Annotated in this window: 12 protein-coding genes; 3 read left to right on the top strand and 9 right to left on the bottom strand. The window is 39.2% G+C overall.

The features are described from left to right. The 9 genes from NC796_RS03870 to NC796_RS03830 form a co-directional block, all read right to left on the bottom strand. The coding region (locus tag NC796_RS03870; RefSeq protein WP_310682295.1) for a fibronectin type III domain-containing protein at window positions 1-1,659 on the bottom strand (1,659 nt) is incomplete at its 3' end. Window positions 1,660-4,029: 2,370 nt separating this feature from the next. Then, window positions 4,030-4,914 carry a sugar-transfer associated ATP-grasp domain-containing protein gene (locus NC796_RS03865; RefSeq protein ID WP_310682294.1) on the bottom strand — a complete coding sequence of 295 codons (885 nt, stop codon included), beginning with the start codon at window positions 4,912-4,914 and terminating at the stop codon, window positions 4,030-4,032. Between the two features lie 446 nt (window positions 4,915-5,360). Further along, window positions 5,361-6,467, bottom strand: a complete 1,107-nt coding sequence (locus NC796_RS03860) for a hypothetical protein (RefSeq protein WP_310682293.1) — start codon at window positions 6,465-6,467, stop codon at window positions 5,361-5,363. A gap of 264 nt (window positions 6,468-6,731) precedes the next feature. Continuing rightward, window positions 6,732-7,835, bottom strand: a complete 1,104-nt coding sequence (locus tag NC796_RS03855) for a hypothetical protein (protein WP_310682292.1) — start codon at window positions 7,833-7,835, stop codon at window positions 6,732-6,734. A 224-nt stretch (window positions 7,836-8,059) separates the two neighbouring features. Then, on the bottom strand, window positions 8,060-9,085 hold the full coding sequence (locus tag NC796_RS03850; RefSeq protein ID WP_310682291.1) for a hypothetical protein: 1,026 nt from the start codon (window positions 9,083-9,085) through the stop codon (window positions 8,060-8,062). Then, a complete protein-coding gene (locus tag NC796_RS03845) occupies window positions 9,057-10,217 on the bottom strand; it encodes a CapA family protein (RefSeq protein ID WP_310682290.1) in 1,161 nt (386 codons plus the stop codon). Before NC796_RS03845 ends, NC796_RS03850 begins: the two co-directional genes overlap by 29 nt. Next, window positions 10,210-11,340, bottom strand: coding sequence for a hypothetical protein (locus tag NC796_RS03840; RefSeq protein ID WP_310682289.1), 1,131 nt, complete (start codon window positions 11,338-11,340; stop codon window positions 10,210-10,212). The genes NC796_RS03845 and NC796_RS03840 overlap by 8 nt, the downstream gene beginning before the upstream one ends. 14 nt (window positions 11,341-11,354) lie before the next feature. Then, window positions 11,355-12,611: an EpsG family protein gene (locus NC796_RS03835; protein WP_310682287.1), complete on the bottom strand. Its 1,257-nt coding sequence runs from the start codon at window positions 12,609-12,611 to the stop codon at window positions 11,355-11,357. Next, complete coding sequence (locus tag NC796_RS03830; RefSeq protein WP_310682286.1) at window positions 12,598-13,734, bottom strand: hypothetical protein; 1,137 nt, start codon at window positions 13,732-13,734, stop codon at window positions 12,598-12,600. Before NC796_RS03830 ends, NC796_RS03835 begins: the two co-directional genes overlap by 14 nt. Before the next feature lie 532 nt (window positions 13,735-14,266). On the opposite strand from NC796_RS03830, the gene NC796_RS03825 reads away from it, so the two are divergent. The 3 genes from NC796_RS03825 to NC796_RS03815 all read left to right on the top strand — a co-directional run bounded on the left by NC796_RS03825 (window position 14,267) and on the right by NC796_RS03815 (window position 17,523). Further along, window positions 14,267-15,010: a sulfotransferase family 2 domain-containing protein gene (locus tag NC796_RS03825; protein ID WP_310682285.1), complete on the top strand. Its 744-nt coding sequence runs from the start codon at window positions 14,267-14,269 to the stop codon at window positions 15,008-15,010. Window positions 15,011-15,379: 369 nt separating this feature from the next. Further along, window positions 15,380-16,201 (top strand): DUF5672 family protein, encoded by an 822-nt coding sequence (locus NC796_RS03820; protein ID WP_310682284.1) that lies wholly within the window; start codon window positions 15,380-15,382, stop codon window positions 16,199-16,201. A 977-nt stretch (window positions 16,202-17,178) separates the two neighbouring features. Next, window positions 17,179-17,523 (top strand): hypothetical protein, encoded by a 345-nt coding sequence (locus NC796_RS03815; RefSeq protein ID WP_310682283.1) that lies wholly within the window; start codon window positions 17,179-17,181, stop codon window positions 17,521-17,523. Window positions 17,524-17,568 lie beyond the last annotated feature (45 nt).

The following is a 17,568-nucleotide window of genomic DNA, read 5'->3' as shown; positions in this document are numbered from 1 at the left end:
CAGATCCCCAATAGTCGATGGAAGGATTGTAAAGTCGTTGGTAGCGCTGTTATATTTTCCAGGATGATATGGCTCATTTAAATCCTGCGGGGGCTCTTTTACTGGGTTACCATTTTGCAGATGATTTCTTCCAGAAAGAATTAACCACTCCAGGGATGTCATATTTCCTATTTCAGAGGGAATATCACCCGTTAACCGGTTGCCCTTTACATTCAAGTAGGTGAGCTTCGTCAAATTCCCAATGGACGCCGGCAAGGTCCCTTCCAGCCCGTTTTTCCACAGGTCCAGCCGGACGACCCGCCCGTTGGCATCCACTTTCACGCCATGCCAGGAGTCCGACGGGTCGCCGCTGCCCCATCCGGAATTATTCTTCCAGCCGTCTCCGTCGGTGGCATTATACAGGTCCATCAGCGCCTGCCGGTCACCCGCTACACTGCCAGAAGGATCAGTGGTAGTTGTTGACGCTTTAGTCCTGAAGTCTCGCACCGAGGACCAGTTGCTAGTATCTCCGTCACCGTCGGCCTGGACTCTCCAGTAATACTGCTGGTCGTTGTTGAGCCCCGAAACTTCGTGGTAAGCGTTTGCAACCACCTGGTCAACAACCGGGGAGGAAAAATCACCGTTTGTTGCCAGCTGAACCTGGTAATTACTGATACCGGAAAGAGCCTCCCAACTAAGGGTTAAAGTAGTAGACAGACCAGTAGAACCATCGGATGGAGAGGTAAGTGTTACAGTGGAAGTACCAGAACCACCGGAGGCCTGTGAGGCAGTTGTAAATGTAAGCTTGTCCGACCAATCACCCAGACTTTTAGCTTTACTCCCATCATCAGCCGCACGTACTCTCCAGTAAATGGTAGTTCCAGGGTTAAGATCTTCTTTAGGTGTATGTGATGTTTCACTGGTCTCTACCTCGCTAACCATCTCGTCGCTGTAACTTATATGCAGTATATAAGAATCTGCACCTTCTACAGGTTCCCATTCAAATGTTGGTTTCAAAGAAACATTACCTGCACCATCATCTGGAGAAACGGGTACGGGTGCCGATGGGGCCGTGGTATCAATCGCTGCTTCTGACGTTGTAAAACCAAATACTTCTGACCATGTCCCGGTAGCTGAATCCAAAATTGGAGATACCCTCCAGTAATACTGTGTACCCGCATTCAGTCCAGGGATCTGTACTCCTGACGTGTCCACCACCGTATCTTCGAGTACATCAGAAAAATCCTGGTCTGTGGAAAGCTGGTAGTGGTATTCAGTGGATTCTGATACCGAGGTCCAGTCAAATGTTGGGCTGGTGGTATCCAACTGTTCACCATCAGTAGGTGTTTTTAGTTCAACTGTTACTGGTTCGGTTTCTCCCTCAGCGGTTGTAAATTCCCAGGTTTCAGACCACTTTAAGACAGGTCCCCCATAGTTCTCTTTTACAGGTTTAACATGCCAAAAATAAGTAGTTCCTCTATCTAGCTCAGAGGTTTGGTAAGAAGTCCCGGTAATTGTACTGTCAACAAAGGCTGTATTAAAATCTTGGGATTCACTTAGTTGAAGTTCATACTTTTGGGCTCCTTTAATTTTCTCCCAATTCAGTTCAATTTGGGTTGACTGGTTTGTTGCATTGTCATTAGGTGATATTAGTTCGAGTTCAGGCAATTCTATTTGCATGTCAGAATCTATAGGTACGTCAGATTCTGGGGATGTTACAGAATCACATTGTACAAATGAGGCGAGAGCAAATATACCTGTGATAAGGTATAGTAAATATTTAGTATTCATGGGTAAGAGCGAGGATATTTATTTGTTAATCACAAGAAATTGAGAGCATTTCTTGTAAGTGTTGTGTTGATTTAAGGAGTAATTGTTATTGTGATATTCTATTTAGAGGTACAAAGCATTATTTTATCAGTAGCATATTATTTATTGATGTTTTGCGAGTGGGTAATCTCAAAGTCCAGCTCCCAGCCAGGAAATTTCGAGGGCTAGTGCTGGGAGTGATATTATGGTAGGTAGCCCCTTTGATCGATCTGTGTGTTATCGCAAAGGCGGTAGCGTTCTTATACTTCGTTGAAGTTGAGAGCAAGGTAAGTTGAGAGCACATTAGTTGAATATTTATTTATGTAGATGACATCTGTGATATGCTGCGAGGATATTTTCCCGTTATCACTTTAATTCGACCGCATTTCGTATACTTTTACCATTTGTAATAGGGAAAGCAGTCGGGTAATAGATTATTGATTACTTCCATAGCAGTAGATATCATTGGTACCGCTGATATAATTTTGGGAAACCAAACAAGATGGAAGCGAAATAAGAGTACAGACTTTTTCCATATACGTAGGACGGAAAATGCATGAGAGCATGGAGTATAAATTTTTAATTATATAGGGTAACGTTTTTAGATATGTCGCGAGGATACTTTGCCGTTATTGCTTAAATACCAATTTTTAACCTGATTGTAGTACTGAAAAGACACCTAACAGCTAATTGGTTACAAAAAAATTTCAATATCAATATTCTTAACTCTTTTATTTTGTTTAAATAGTCAGTTGAGCAAAACACCCAACAGTATAATTTTGGTTAATTATTAACCTGCATTCAACTGACTACAGCCTCTAACCGGATCGAAAAAAAAATGTTCCAACTTTTTTGAAAAAAATATCCGCATAAATCAATTCATCTTTTTATCCCTGTCCGTTCTTACCTTTTTCAATATAGGGATGAAGTGACCTTGAGAAGTTGAAGCTGTCCTCAAGTCTTATGGGCAAAGTGATATTGATAATTTAGGGGGACTCATCAACTCTACAGACACACCAAGACCAGCACTAGCCCGTATTTCTCACAAGTATTTGGGATAAATTCCTGTAACTTAATGGCAGACAGTAACTTATATCATATCCAACGCCAATATAGTTGTAACAGTGTGTAAAATGCTGTGAAATTTCACCCTCAGCTGCGTTGAAGGGGAAATAGTCTGCTCAACGTACCAGAGTACGTTTGCGGGGCTATTTCCCCTTCGCCTTGCTGAGAAAAAAATTTCTTGGTGAGAAATCCGGGCTAGCTATATTAAGCTGAGCTCTACATAAAAACTATCTAGGATTCGGCGACCATCGGGATCCAAACAGTGGTCGAGAGACAATCTCCTAATAGTATGAGCAAAAAAATCAGGTCGGGAGATCGCCACGTCGACCTCAAGATGGAGCCCACTACTATCAAAGACGCCTCCTCGCGATGACAGGCTATAATTTTTGTAATCCTTATATCGAACTGACGTTGTATAATCCAGATCACTGCAGTTTACAATAATGTGATACTTGTTTCTGTAGATGAGTTCTCGCAGCGAATCTTCCAAATGCGATGCTGTATGTGCATCAGCTCTCCAGGACCGTCGATAGATGGTCACACATTAAAACTTATATTCGATGTGAACCTAATACGGGGACAATGGACGTTTCGGCAGGCTCTTGGTATTCAAATGAGTCGAACAAATATTTATTTAACGGGGGCTTTGCAAAACCCGTTTGTCATCCTGTCCCGACAGCTGCCGGGAGAAGGATCTCCCTTAAAAGGCAACAATCGTAGTTAGGAGATTCTTCGACAAGCTCAGAATGACAGACTTTAATGTTTTGCAAAGCGCCTGTTAAAATCAGTTCGATATAAGATTTCTTATTAATAAACCACGCTTGGTCCCTATGCTCTGCGTTGGGACCTGTTGGGACGGCTCCACGTCCAGTATAACCTATGGTGCGACAGAGACGCGGAGCGTCAAGAGGGGCTTCCGCCGCAGAGCGGACGGAAGCGAGCAATGGGTGGAAGAATATTCAGGTTACCCGGAATGCTGCTAATTGCCGGTCATTGACTAGTTTTTGGCAGCTGGAAGTTTAGGGGGTTCAAAAGCAATTCGCAACGACTGTCATCGCGAGGAGGCCTTGTTGATCCTTGTCCGGCTCAACGATAAGGTCGACGTGGCGATCTCCCCATCCCCTTTCTGTTCAGTTGTTATGAAGTTGGCGCGGAATTGCTCTATTTTATATCAATTTAACGTAAAGTCCAATGATTTTTTTGGCAATATGCAATAACCTCATCCGTAAATTCGCCAAAGAAAGGTTTCCCAAAGTATTGTGCTGATCTAATTGAATGGCTTTGGGTATTTATTTCCATCATTCTCCATTGCCCCGCTTTATCATAGAACAGATCCAGTCCAATAACGGTGATCGGCAGTATTTTCTCCCCAACAGCCAAAGAAAAACTTTTGAGTCCCTCAATATCAGGTATTGCCTTGTCAAAAGTTTCTCCTGTATCCGGATGGCGCTCGTAACGCGTGCCATACTTGTCTACGGCATATCCCACAAGGTATCCTTCATCGGTAATTCCTGAATAAATTCCCCCGGCAGTCTCATTATTCACATTTAAACCAGATCGGCCTACCGTAAGATCCATACTTAAAATGTGAAGCCGGTGATCTTTGACCGAACGATAAAGATAGACTCGAATAGTATTCAGGCTGGATGGATGAAAAGAGGCAAAAAAAGGATGCTGTTCTACTTTTTCCTGGATAATACAGTTATCCTTATTATGGCAGTATGACTTCAGTTCATCTACATCTTTTGCAAAATAAATCCCATTTCCTCCGTATGATGAACTATTGGGCTTAACTGCAACAGGGTAACTTATTTGCGCTGCATTGTCCAAAAACTGCTTAAACTCTAGCCTGTTAAAATTGCTATCATACCAGTGGCCATCAATTATGTGTAGTAAATCAGCCGGAAAATTTCCAACGGGATACCATCGATTATAGAAACTTTTATGACTCAATAAACTGACCGAGAGATCCGTCAGGTTGGGCTCGATATCGGCTACAAATATTTCCTCAGGAACAATTCGGGGATCGGCTTTTCCCGAAATATTCGCAGCTATTCTCAAGGTACTCAGGTCAAACTTGGGGTGGAATGATGACCAAAGTTTTTTGTGCTCCAGCTCAATCTTTCGATCACAACGTTTTCTGTAATCTTTGTTTCTGTTTAATACCCTCTCATGACGTTTATGCCAAGCTTTTTGGGCTCCTCTGTACCTGCGAAAATAAGAGATGATCTTTTTTATCTTTTCTTTCAATTTGATATTTGCTGTTAAAATCTTGGCATACATAACAATCGAAATCTCCATTATTTAAAACTGCTACCCTGTGGTTGCCTTTTAGTTTTTAGGTTCTCTAAGATGCTTATTTGATAATTAGTTTCCATTAAACTATTAAGTTGGCTATTTGTAAGAAGATACGCCATTAGAATAATTTATAATGCTGGACAAAAAAAAGGGATTCAAAGTTGTTCTCTGAATCCCTTCAAGTTGATAAATCAGTTAGCTTACCGATATTACGGATGGAAACCACTTACTACCGCATGCGCAATGAAATAGACAGGTCCTGACAGACCGGTTATTTCATACGTGAACTCTGTGATATGATCATGATCATCTACATTTCCATAATGACCCGGTGCAACTGTATATTTCCCATTTTGGGTTGGATATGGTTCAGAACCTACCCAGAGATGAGTCTCTGTCATGGTATAGGTTTTGCCGGAATAAGGTGATGTTTCTGTCATCTTATAAGTAGCGGTAAACGTACCTCCGGAATATTTTACCGTCAGTTCTCCGACCAGTGTACCTTTACTCAAATCACACTGACCGGCACCTGCATATATATCGTATTTTATTTCACCGCTGTTTTCCGAAATTGGCCCGTTCGTCCACCCCCAATTTGCAAAGGAGACATTTTCAATTATTTCCTCGTCGAAACAGGTGGAATAGTCACGGTCAACTGCTTTCTCGCCACCAACACTCTTGGTTTTGACAGCAAATGCGGTTTCATCCCCAATCATTACCGTTTGCCCATCATTTTCGATCAGAATTACACCAGTCTCAACCTGAACTCCTTCAGATATAGATTGTTTAACCTGACTTACAATATCCTTCACTTTCTGAACATTAAAGTATGGGTTTCCATTGTAGTAAATTCTTCCTGAAAGATTTTCATACTCATCAATCTTATCTACATCAAAAACCGGTTTATCTATAAGAGACCAAATGATAACCTGGATATCTTGGTATTTTAACTCCGGATCCTTGGCCCTCAGATCATCTTTTATTTTCATAAAATAGTTAAGCCCCTTCCAGGCATCCTTCCCTTTGGTAGAGTATAAATTAGTACCGCTGTTTAATCCAAATGAAGCATGCTCATTCCACTCAATGCACCATCCCTCTACCTCACTACTGCCATCAAGTGAAACCGTGAAGAAACTATCCAGATTTCCCTCTTTTTCCAGGTTCATTGTTACATCTTGACCCCCGGGTACTGGAGAAACCTCTTTCACAGAGTCAAAACTCTCGGCTAATTCTGTATGGGTACTTGGATCACAGGAAGAAAAGGCAAAAAGACCTGCTACCATTAAAACAATAATTAAAACCACTTCTCTCATCATAGTTATACTCCCCTTGATTTTTAATAATTATTTTTCTGACAGAACTTAACTGAATATTTAATAATTTCAGGGGTACTTAAATAATTAATTTTTATTAATTTATATGTAAATATATTTAGAAGGTGATACAGAATACATTGTATAATTAATGTGTATACACTGTTACATACACTATTTCCATCCTATTTCTGCGGCAATCTTGAATTTTGTTCCAATTACTATTACTAACTAAAGAATACCAGTCCTAAGATCAGACTTCAGATTTCAAGGATTAAATCCACTCACGCTAGCATGAGATATAAAAAACACGGGTCCTGAAAGCCCGGTGATTTTGTAGGTAAACTCCGTTACACGATCATGTTTGTTTACATTTCCATATTGGTCTGGGGCAACCGAATATTTTCCATCATGTGTTGGATAACGCTCTGATCCAACCCAGAGATGGGTTTCGGTCATAGTGTAAGGTTTACCAGTATATTTCGATATTTTTGTCATTTTATAATTCGCTGTAAAAGTCCCTCCATCATAATTTACAACCAGCTCCCCAACGGGAGTCCCATTATTCAAATCACACTGCCCAACCTCACTATAAATATTAAATTTCAGACTACCGCTTCCCTCGGTAATCGGCCCATTTGTCCAACCCCACCTGGGGAAAAAATTATCTTCAAGGAGTTGTTTATCAAAACAAGCAGAATAACCGCTATCAATTATCTGTTCATCATTTGTTGCATTCGTTTTGACAGCAAATGCGGTTTCATCACCAATCATAATTGTTTGACCTTCATTTTCAACCAACGTAACGCCTGTTTCAACACGCTCTCCATTAGCTATGGCTTGTTTAACCTGATATACGATATCCTTCACTTTCTGGACATTAAAGTATGAGTTTCCATTGTAGTAAATTCTTCCAGGAATATGTTCATACTCATCAATTTTATCTACATCAAAAACCGGTTTGTCGATAAGAGACCAGATAACAACCTGGATATCTTGGTATGTAAGATTAGGATCATTGGCCCTGAGATCTTTCATAATATTCATAAAATAATTGATCTCCCTCCAATCCAGATGGTTTCTGGTTGAATACAGGTTGGTGACCTTATTCAGCCCAAATGACGTACCTTCATTCCACTCAATACACCATCCTTCCAGTTCATGCCCTCCATCGAACGATAACGTAAAAAAGCTATTACTCCCTTTGGCAAGGTGCATAGTTACATCTTGTGCTTCGGGTATGGGAGTTACCCCTTTAACAGTATCCAAACTGTCTGCTAACTCTGTACTTGTAGTATGTTTACAAGAAGAAAGGGCAAAAAAACCAACAACTATCGCAACAATGAGTATTGACGCATCTCTCTTTTTCATAATTTTACTCCGCCTGATTAATATTTTTTATCGACGCCAACAATAATATTTAACCAAAAATAATATATTTAAATAATTAATTTTTATTAATTTAAAGCTAAGTATTCAGTATAATAGTTATAGTTATATTCTAAGCATATCCAGCTTTAAGTTTCAGCTGTTACATAGTTTAGCGTTGATACCGAAACGTTTTGATTCCACAAACCGTGAGTGTAGGCTTTATTTTATTCCGTTTTTGCCTCTAATTCAGATAAGAGGCTCTCAACCATCCATCCCTGGGAATCGAAGGGGCCGGGGTGCCAGTTCATGTTGCGATCCCAATATCCTTTACAGGAGTAATAAACCTCTTTGATAAAACCATAGCTCAACTCTGTAATCAAAGGCTTGCCGTCTTTGTAAACATAATCGATAGCAAGACACTGGCTTTTTACTTTTTCAGCAACTTCAAAAGATAATCGGATTGTTGCTTCATCAAAATGGTGCTTTTCGTAAAGAACATGGCCACTTCCTGAGGCCCTGAAATCTCCCTGTCGTGTAAGCCGTTTGATGGCAAAAGCCTTCCCATCAATAACAATCACACGAATATCGTGGTCGTTTCCGGGAACGAACTCCTGAAAATAAACATAGCCTTTTTCACGTCCGGCAATCCTGGCAAACTCCGGGGATTTTCCGAATCGAAGAATACCTTTAATTACATTCCACAATCCGGTTTTCTCATTTCTGAATTTGTACCAACGATCTTTTAGATTTGCTATCTTATCGTACTGGCTAAATCCCCGGGAAAATGCCTTACGGACCAGTTTTCTTGCATCCGATCTGTTTTTCGCCAGTTTTACATGTGCTGAACCTGCCCCCCTGCGTAATTTAAATACCTTGGGAAAAGTGGTTTTGTCAATCCATTGTTGTGCTTCCTGCTTGTCATAAAATACATAGGTGGGCACAAAGGGAGCCCCTATTGCTTCCAAAAGGTACTTTTGCCCCACCTTGTCATCGAAATGCCACGCTGTATGAAAGTCGGGGAAAACTTTTATCCCCGCTGTTTGCAACGAGTAGATCAATTGTTTTGCAAAAAGTATATCCTTGGGGTTTGACTGGCTAAAATGCCACATCAGGGCATTACAATCCTCTAATTGATGGATAATTTCATTGGAATAGCAGTCCACCGTCTTGTAGCTTATCTTTTGCTTTTCACAATATTCAATCCATTTGGAGCTGAAATCGTTATTCTTCTGATGAATTGCTATTTTCATAATCAAGTAATTTTATTAAAACATCTCTGTGAGCTTCACATCGGGTTAAATTTAGTAGCAATATTTTTTTCTTTTTACTTAGAAAAGAGGGCAAATAATTTCGATTTCTTAAAGCGTGTATCCACTTATTGGAATGTGGTTCAACATATGAAGAATAGATTTTTTGAGATTTCTTACAAAATACATCGAATCTATCTTCAAGTTTGGCCTTATCGATTATTATTTCACTAAGACGTGAAATATTTTGCTCAAACTCAGCTTTATCTGTCTCTCCCAATTTGTTTAAACCAGCCTCATGATAATTTTGTATATAAGGATGAATTTCAAAAGAAATTTGGGATTTATTAATAGTAAGCTCTAGCATAAAACCGGTATTCCAACCCATGTCTTTCTCGCTACCATTCTTGTCAAATAAAAAATTACCCAAACTGTAGAATATTGGTGCCTTTTTGTATACCTCGAAACCGCTATAACAATGAGGATGATGCCCTACAACTATGTCAGCCCCTATATCAATAAAATAGCGATAGGTCTCCCTCATCCTGGGACTTGGAAGCGGATAGTATTCATGTCCCCCATGAATAATTACAATGACTCGATCTGCTTTATTGTTGGCTTGTTGGATAGTGTAATAATTCTGAATAGTATTTAAGGGATGAGCACCGGGCTTATCACCATTTGTTGTGCCAAATTCATTTTCAGCAATATTTATAATTGCTACCCGAATACCCCGGTTAACGTAATAGAAGGTATGGCTTGCCTTTTCAATATCGGTTCCTGCCCCTACCGACTTAATGCTATATTTGCTGCACCCTTTTATTGTTGAAGAAAGCCCCTCTAATCCATAATCCATTATATGATTATTGGCCAACGTTACAAGATCAAAACCTGCACTTTTCAGAACATTAAGCGACGCTGCCGGACTTTTTAAATTTGGTCCTGTTTTAAGAATCGGTCGACCGTTATCAACACAGGGTGACTCAAGATTGGTAATTGAAAGATCTGCATTACGAATTAATGGCAGAAAATCCCCGAATAATTGATCTACATTATTATCTAGTGCTAACTGTTTTACTCTCCCTCCACCAAGATGAGTATCACCCGTAATTAATATTTTAATTTCATCACCCATCTTCTTCAATTAATTTTCCGAGTTGATCTGAGGTCATGAATTCTACTTCTGGCCAGGTATCTATAATTTTTTTTAAAAGTAAATCAAGCATTTGTAAACTTTTGTCTCTGTTTTTTTGATGAATAAAACCGATATAATTCACTCTGTGAGATTCAATAATCGCTGGCTTCCCCCAAAAAAAAGCTGTTCTTATATGATTAAGACAATGATTTACCCAATCAATAGAAGGGTCTGAACTTGGCTCAAACTTGCAGTTGCGTACCAAGTACCATTGTCCCAGATCATTTTTTTGCCCTGTAAAATGACGGATTTTTTTGTATTGTTTTCCATTGATTATGGGAGATTTTTGAACGGCGGATCCCTGGATATACCGAACTCCGTTATCTCTTAATACTTGCTCTACATCATAGTGCCAATAATAGTTTGGTGCTATTGATGATAATGACTTGAATCCAAAAAGCTTTTCAAAAAGAGAAAGACCGTCGGGAATGGATCTTAAAACAAAATCGCGGCTGTCATGATCATCCCAGTCATAAGAAGCCAAATGACTTTTTCTATCCTCTGATACAACCGTATTGCTGAGACCAAATACACCCGCATTAAATGCTTTTCTAGTTTCCGATTCAGAGTCCTTTAAACATTTCATCCACCGCATGACGTTAAGGTGTTCTCTTCCATGATACTGCGGATAAAACAAGCTCCCTTTTATCCCCTCTTTCCAAAGTTTAAAACTATTTTTATGATTGGGATATTTGTCAAGAGTTTCAGTGAATACTTCATAGTGATATTCTGTAAAATCAGCAGCTTTAATTTTATCAAAATCAGGATTCGTCATTATTACATTTGCGGTAATTACCGGGCATTTTCCTTGTGAGTCTTTATGAGAACTCAATAATTCGAAAAGCTGCGTCAAATCTTCTTCCGAGGCAAGAGCATCATTTTCATCATAATGACATCTTTGAGTCTTAATTCCCAAATCGGAGAGTTTGGTTAAATTATTTTTCGAAGACATCCTAATTGTTCCCCAATCATCCGATTCAAAAACAACGATCTTTCGATCCGTTCTCCATCCCTGGCTATTTACCAGGTGCCTTCCTACCGCCTGTCTTAATCTGTGTAGCATAAAACTATTTCCTATTATAAAAGCGATTTCATGAAATCATTCAGGGAGATATGTTCCCCGTTCAAAAACATTGCAATCAAAGGATTTCCCAATATTGCCGTCGAACTAATCGAATAGAGTCCAATTCTTACGGCAACAACTATATATAGTAGCAAAAAGGGCGTAGCAGCAAGAATAAACCGCTTCATAACTACCTCATGCTCCCGATTTTGTACATATAAAGTTATCAGGGCAAGGGCAGGCAGGTAAACAATAGTAATAAATCGTCCGCCCGATGGTATTGAACTGAGCAGGGTGGCCACTCCGTAAAAGAATAGTGTAAAGGAAAAGAGGCTTAGCCACCTTTTGTTTTTCGTAAAAAATCTCCGTCCTTTCAAAAATAGTACCACCAGGAAGCCCCTCACCGACCAATCTATAGCTCTTAAATAATAATTGACATACCATACAGTTTGTTTCCCTCCCCCCTCCCGATGCTCCTCCACTGCTTCTTCCGACCGATAACCGGAAGTTCTTTCCTGGACAATTTTCGGAGCATAATTTTCTATAATATTGTTAAAGACACTCAGATTAATTTGGGAAATAAAAAACGTTGCTATAAAAAAACAGAAGTATAGAACAAGCCTGTCGCCTAAAAACATGTAACCATATAGAATGCCTACAGGAACTATAAATGCGAAGTGCATGAGAATAGCCAGTGATGCTACAATAGCTCCTGATTTTTTACCCTCAAAAAGGTAGGGTAACAGACCATATATAAAAATGTGGGTGGCCGTCCAAAAACGGAATCCATTCATAAACCAAAATGGCACTACAAGAAAAAAACAGGCCAGCAAAAGTAATGTTATCGGTTGAACCTTTCCTTTCAATCTTTCTAATACGAACCAGATATTGCGTGAAAAGAAAAAACCGAAAATTAATCCATATACCAATGTAAGCAGAGTCTGGCTGCTGGAAACTCTTGAAACAACTAATGCAATAAGGGTTCTGAATATATCTATCTCTCCGCTCTCCCGGTAATAGTTAAATGCTTCATTCATGGAAAGTTCAACAGAATGAAGATGTTTAACTTCGGTCACATAACCAACAATATCACTTTCCTGGCTTTCTGCCCCAATGGCAAATACCATGCCGTAAAATGCTACGAAAGCCCAAAGTATATTTTTCCCCCAGCTACCTCGGTAATTCGTGAAAGCTGAAGCAAGCGCCAGCACAGGCCAGACCAGAAATAAAAGAGCTGCATAGTATCCTGATTTTTCGCTAACATTTTCCATTTGGTCCTCTTTCTTTGCAAAGATCCAAAAACCGCCTGCAAACATTTTCTATTCTATACTGATCCATATTCTGGAAGTCGTACTGTTTACTATAATCACCACTCAGAAACTCATCAATTGCTTTCTTGTTGATATCAGTACTTCCAAGAGAAAGAACCGGGCGCCCTGTGAGGTAATAGTCAATTAATTTACTTGGAAGCTGCCGGGATGTACTGTTTTCGAAATTGACCAAAAAATCCATACCGGACAGCATCTTTAGTAATTCACGGCGTGGTATATAATCACGAAGTTCGATTTTCCCGTTTGCCCGCTCAATATAGGGTTCTACAAGACCTGTACTTTTCGTATAAACAATGAACTTATATGGTTGATCTATACTCACCAGGTAATCCAGAAACTCCCGTGGATCCCGTCCTCCTGGGATGAACGCACCGGCATATGCAAAGGTGGGGACTGTATGCCTGGTATAAGCAGAGCAATCGAGCTTAACTCCATCAAAATTGAAGCCCTGGGGAATTACTTTAATTTTATCCCTGAATTCCGGATAATATCCTTTCCTGGCATCTTCAATAGGTACTGAGATATAGTCCGCCTTCCGACAAAAAGCTTTTTCAACATATTTGAAATAGAACATTTTATCGAAGGAATCCAGGGTAGCCCCCATATAGGGATCACCACAATCGGCCACCCAGGTTTGGGCGATGGAATTATTGTCTTGCCAGGCCCATGCCACTCCCCAGTGGATAGGATGGGGCACGGCGATAGAAATCAGCAAATCATGCCCTGATTCTTTTTCAAGCATTCTTTTTGTCCTAAGCACGAGTTCAATATCGGGATATTCCAAAAGCTGAACCAAGCCTCTGCGAGCAACTCGTTTAACAAGCCTTGTTACCCCACCTTTACCATTAAGATTAATTTCCGGGAACCGTAATGGTCCCAAATCTTTTATTGTGACTCCAAACTCTTTTTCAAACGGGATATGATGCTCATCATCTTTTAACGTTAACAAAGTGACCTCATGTCCCTGTTTTTTTGCAAACTCTTTCACCAGTTCTGTGGTCCGGAATGAACGGGGGGAGTTTACTGGGAAAAAAGACCTTGATACGATTAGAATTCTTTTCATAATCATTGATGAATATTAAAACAGATACTATATGACGATAACAGCGCATTTGAATATAAGTTCAAAAACTGTGCCGATTTTTTACAAAATTCACCTTCAGATTACTACGTGCAACACGTTATTATAGAGGATCGGGCAAATCCTTCACATTTAAACCTGTAATAAAGAGTAGCGGTGGGTTTCCGCGACCCGGCACTCCTAACATGATGGGACGATTACTTTTAAAAATGGTTGAACTACCAAAATTAAAACGGGTAATTAGCAACGGAATCGAGTAATTTTTACTCAGTCTATTGAGTAATAATTACTCAACGGATATCCCCTACTAAAATCTATTTGATGCCTTAAAAATGTTTGAACCTGCTTGAACCATCACTCACAGGATTTAAAACAGCTTTTTATTTTTTTGTTACCACTTGGCACGCTTGTTGAGTTAGTTATAAAAGAATTGACACATGAAAAGAGTGGCCAAAACTGATCAACTATATTTGGTAGTTCAATTACTATAGTAAGGCCAAATTAAAAGAGCTCTATGAAAACTAAATCATATATAAGATATTATTTAGATAAATATTTTAATTTATTTGGTGAATATGACAATACTGAATATTTAATACTTCCTGACAAAAAATTAATATATATAGATATACCAAAGGTAGCTTGTACCTCAATTAAATCAACCATTGGGTTAACATATGGAATTACAAGCAATAATAAATTCGGGAGAGACATTCATACAAATCCAAATTGGGAAAGAGAACAGGATTTTTTAAGTAAAAAATATAATGACTATTACGTATTTACATTCGTAAGAAATCCCTTATCTCGTTTAGTATCTTGCTATGAAGATAAAGTGGTGTCATCATATAATGAAGAATATCCATATAATTATTTTAGAAAGTTTTACTCCTACAATAAAATAATTGATTTGAATAAAAAAATGTCATTTGAGGAATTTGTATATGCCATTCATGTAATTCCTCAACACATGGCTGATAGACACTTCAAAGCACAGGCAAATATCTTAAAAAACGAAAAGATAGATTTCATAGGAAAGTTTGAAAATATCAATGAAGACTGGAAAAAATTGTCAGATAAGTTTGATCTGCACCCCGAACTCTTTCACGTCAATAAAAGAAAGAAAAAAAAGAAAAATTATAAAAAGTATTATCACTCTAAAGAGATCCTTGATATTGTATGGTCTTTATATAAAGATGATTTTAAATTTTTTGATTACAAAAACTCGTTTGATGAATTGTATAGGGACACCCAGTAAATATTAAGTTGCTAAAACTTTAGGAGAGGCATTCGTTTATCCCATCAAACACAAATTATAGGTTGAAAGGTTAGACAAAATGCTAGCCACTAATACTAATTAACTAATAACAAAATAGGGAGATTGTTTGAACTCCAAAGCTAATACAGGTGATTAACAACGGAACTGAGTAATTATTACACAGTCTATAGAGTAATAATTACCCATCAGATCTCCCATTCCAGAATCTATTCGATGACTGAAAATGTTTGAGTTATCTATCACACGATTTAAACAGCTTTTTTATTTTTTTCTTACTACTTGGCACACATGTTGACTAGTTATAAAAGAATTGGCTAAATCTGATTAATACTAAGTAATAATTATATCATGGATAAAAATTTGGTTGCAATTGTAATTCCATTATCAAATAGGCCGGATCTTACAGAATCCGAGAAGATCTCTCTTAAACACCTGGAGTATTATTTGAGTGGCTACGATACGTATTTTCTCGCACCGATGGATTTAGAATTCTCTTATAAAGATTATCCTGTTTGTCGCATTGACAATATTTTTTTTGGAAGTCTTGAGGCACATAATCACCTGTTATTTTCTGGTGAATTATATAAAAGATTTAGTGATTATAAATACATACTACTCTACCACCTCGATAGCCTTGTATTTAAAGATTCTATTGAAAAATGGTGCTCCATGGATTTTGATTACATAGCTCCCCCTTGGATCAAAGGGCCAGATCTGCCTTGGTTAGAGGAAAATGGAGTTGGTAATGGGGGCTTCTCTCTTAGAAAGGTAGATGCTTTTTCTAGACTTCTAAATTCAAAAGCAAAATGGATCACAAAAAATGATATTATTCCCAATAATTCCAACGCAAATTTATTGAGAACTTTTTCAGGTATTGCAAAAAATACAACCAGGTATCTAATACCGGGATTAAATAGCATAGACCAACATATTAAGACCATTGTAAATAGTCTAAACGAAGATAGATTTCTCTGGAAATATGCTAAAAAGTATTATCCCGAATTTAAAATAGCACCTGTAGATTTGGCGCTGGAATTCGCATTTGAATCAAATGTTGAGTTATGTTATGAAATGAATGATAAGGAAATTCCTTTTGGGTGCCATGCCTGGGAGAGATATAATAAAGAGTTTTGGGAACCACATTTATTAAATTCTGAGTTCAAGAAGTAAGTGCAACATGAAAAAAGACCCCAGGGACCCGTCCCTGGGGTCCTCCGCCAAGGGGATTATATTTGTGTTGTCATGCAAACCTAGCGTTGAAAATCTTCATCAAGTCAAAGCTCTACTGGAGGTAGCCATAGCAAAAGCGAGTTACCTGAACCATTGGTGTGCAACGTTCGATCATCTGCCGAGAGCTCAAACGAAATATAGCCCATGATGGCCCGAGGGACAACCAGCACTGGGTGGCCGAATGTGACTAAAATGCAAAGATATTTAACCAAAGTGCTCATTTACCTTGCATTTTGGCCAGGTGATTCACCAGCTTTCTTCTAATTGAGTCTTTTTCAGGTGTGTTCATTTTTAGTGACAAAAATCCGTCGGTGGGCGGACCAGGGAACTGTCCACCAAAAAATTGAAGAAAACCAGGCCAGCCTTGGACCTTTAACCTTTGACTTTCTAATTTTCGACTGAACTATATTTCTGAGGCCGGAAAGAGTGTACTTACTTAAAATTTAAACAACTCCACCAAATGACCTGGAAGCTTTTTATAACAACAGATAAAAAGTTGAAGTATTTCTGACGAGGTGCTGGAAAAGACCTTCCGGCATTAAACTTTGTTACTTTGGACCTTAAAGACCTTCTGCCTTCGATCACTATCAACAATTCAACGATTCAACAATTCGGAATCACGCGGTGGGCTGCACCTTTCACTATGACTGCCCTTGTGTCCATGAAAGATCTCTCCCTCCGCTTGCTCCGTTCCGCCGGTAGTCGGACACAGTCGAGATGACTGGTTTGGTGGATTTGGGCTTTTGTTCTTGGTGAGCGGGCTGCAATCAATAACCAAGCCCCTCCACGCAAGCGTCATTTCGACTGACAAGGAGAAATCTTTCATGATGAGGGCTCAAAATTTGAGAGAAACACAGAGTAATATATGGTCTAAATATTCTTTGACGTGCATAGTGAGCGAGGCATTTTAACTGGTTATGGAGCTTTATTTGGGTAGTAGCTCTTCTCCCGGCCTGTGCCCTCTTCGTAGAAAGATCTCTCCCTCCGCAAGCTGCGGTCGAGATGACGGGTTTGGGGATATGGCTTTTGTTCTTGGAAGGCAGGCCGCAATCAACAACCAAGCCCCTACACGTAAGCGTCATTTCGAGCGTCAGGGAGAAATCTTCCTCGATAAAGGCTTTATCTTTGATAATAAACATAAGCCCATAGAACGGATACGAGACTTTTTGACGTTGGCTCCCGCAGCGGCGCTACGGGTTACATTTGTGGCGTTTGCTTTTTACCTGGAAGATCTCTCCCTGCGCATGCTGCGGTCAAGATGACGGTTTTAGGGATAGGATCATAATGTTCAGAGGGCGGGCCGGAAG

It is taken from the genome of Aliifodinibius sp. S!AR15-10 (assembly GCF_031569985.1).
In the GTDB taxonomy this organism is placed as follows: domain Bacteria; phylum Bacteroidota; class Rhodothermia; order Balneolales; family Balneolaceae; genus JAMQKA01.
The sequence above is the reverse complement of the archived record's forward strand: the minus strand, read 5'-3'. Positions and strand labels throughout refer to the sequence as shown.

Coding starts and splice junctions, on each gene's coding strand:
- NC796_RS03855 (WP_310682292.1), bottom strand. CDS start 7,835: ATGAAAAAGAGAGATGCGTCAATACTCATTGTTGCGATAGTTGTTGGT.
- NC796_RS03820 (WP_310682284.1), top strand. CDS start 15,380: ATGGATAAAAATTTGGTTGCAATTGTAATTCCATTATCAAATAGGCCG.
- NC796_RS03840 (WP_310682289.1), bottom strand. CDS start 11,340: ATGCTACACAGATTAAGACAGGCGGTAGGAAGGCACCTGGTAAATAGC.
- NC796_RS03835 (WP_310682287.1), bottom strand. CDS start 12,611: ATGGAAAATGTTAGCGAAAAATCAGGATACTATGCAGCTCTTTTATTT.
- NC796_RS03830 (WP_310682286.1), bottom strand. CDS start 13,734: ATGAAAAGAATTCTAATCGTATCAAGGTCTTTTTTCCCAGTAAACTCC.
- NC796_RS03860 (WP_310682293.1), bottom strand. CDS start 6,467: ATGATGAGAGAAGTGGTTTTAATTATTGTTTTAATGGTAGCAGGTCTT.
- NC796_RS03850 (WP_310682291.1), bottom strand. CDS start 9,085: ATGAAAATAGCAATTCATCAGAAGAATAACGATTTCAGCTCCAAATGG.
- NC796_RS03845 (WP_310682290.1), bottom strand. CDS start 10,217: ATGGGTGATGAAATTAAAATATTAATTACGGGTGATACTCATCTTGGT.
- NC796_RS03825 (WP_310682285.1), top strand. CDS start 14,267: ATGAAAACTAAATCATATATAAGATATTATTTAGATAAATATTTTAAT.
- NC796_RS03815 (WP_310682283.1), top strand. CDS start 17,179: ATGGAGCTTTATTTGGGTAGTAGCTCTTCTCCCGGCCTGTGCCCTCTT.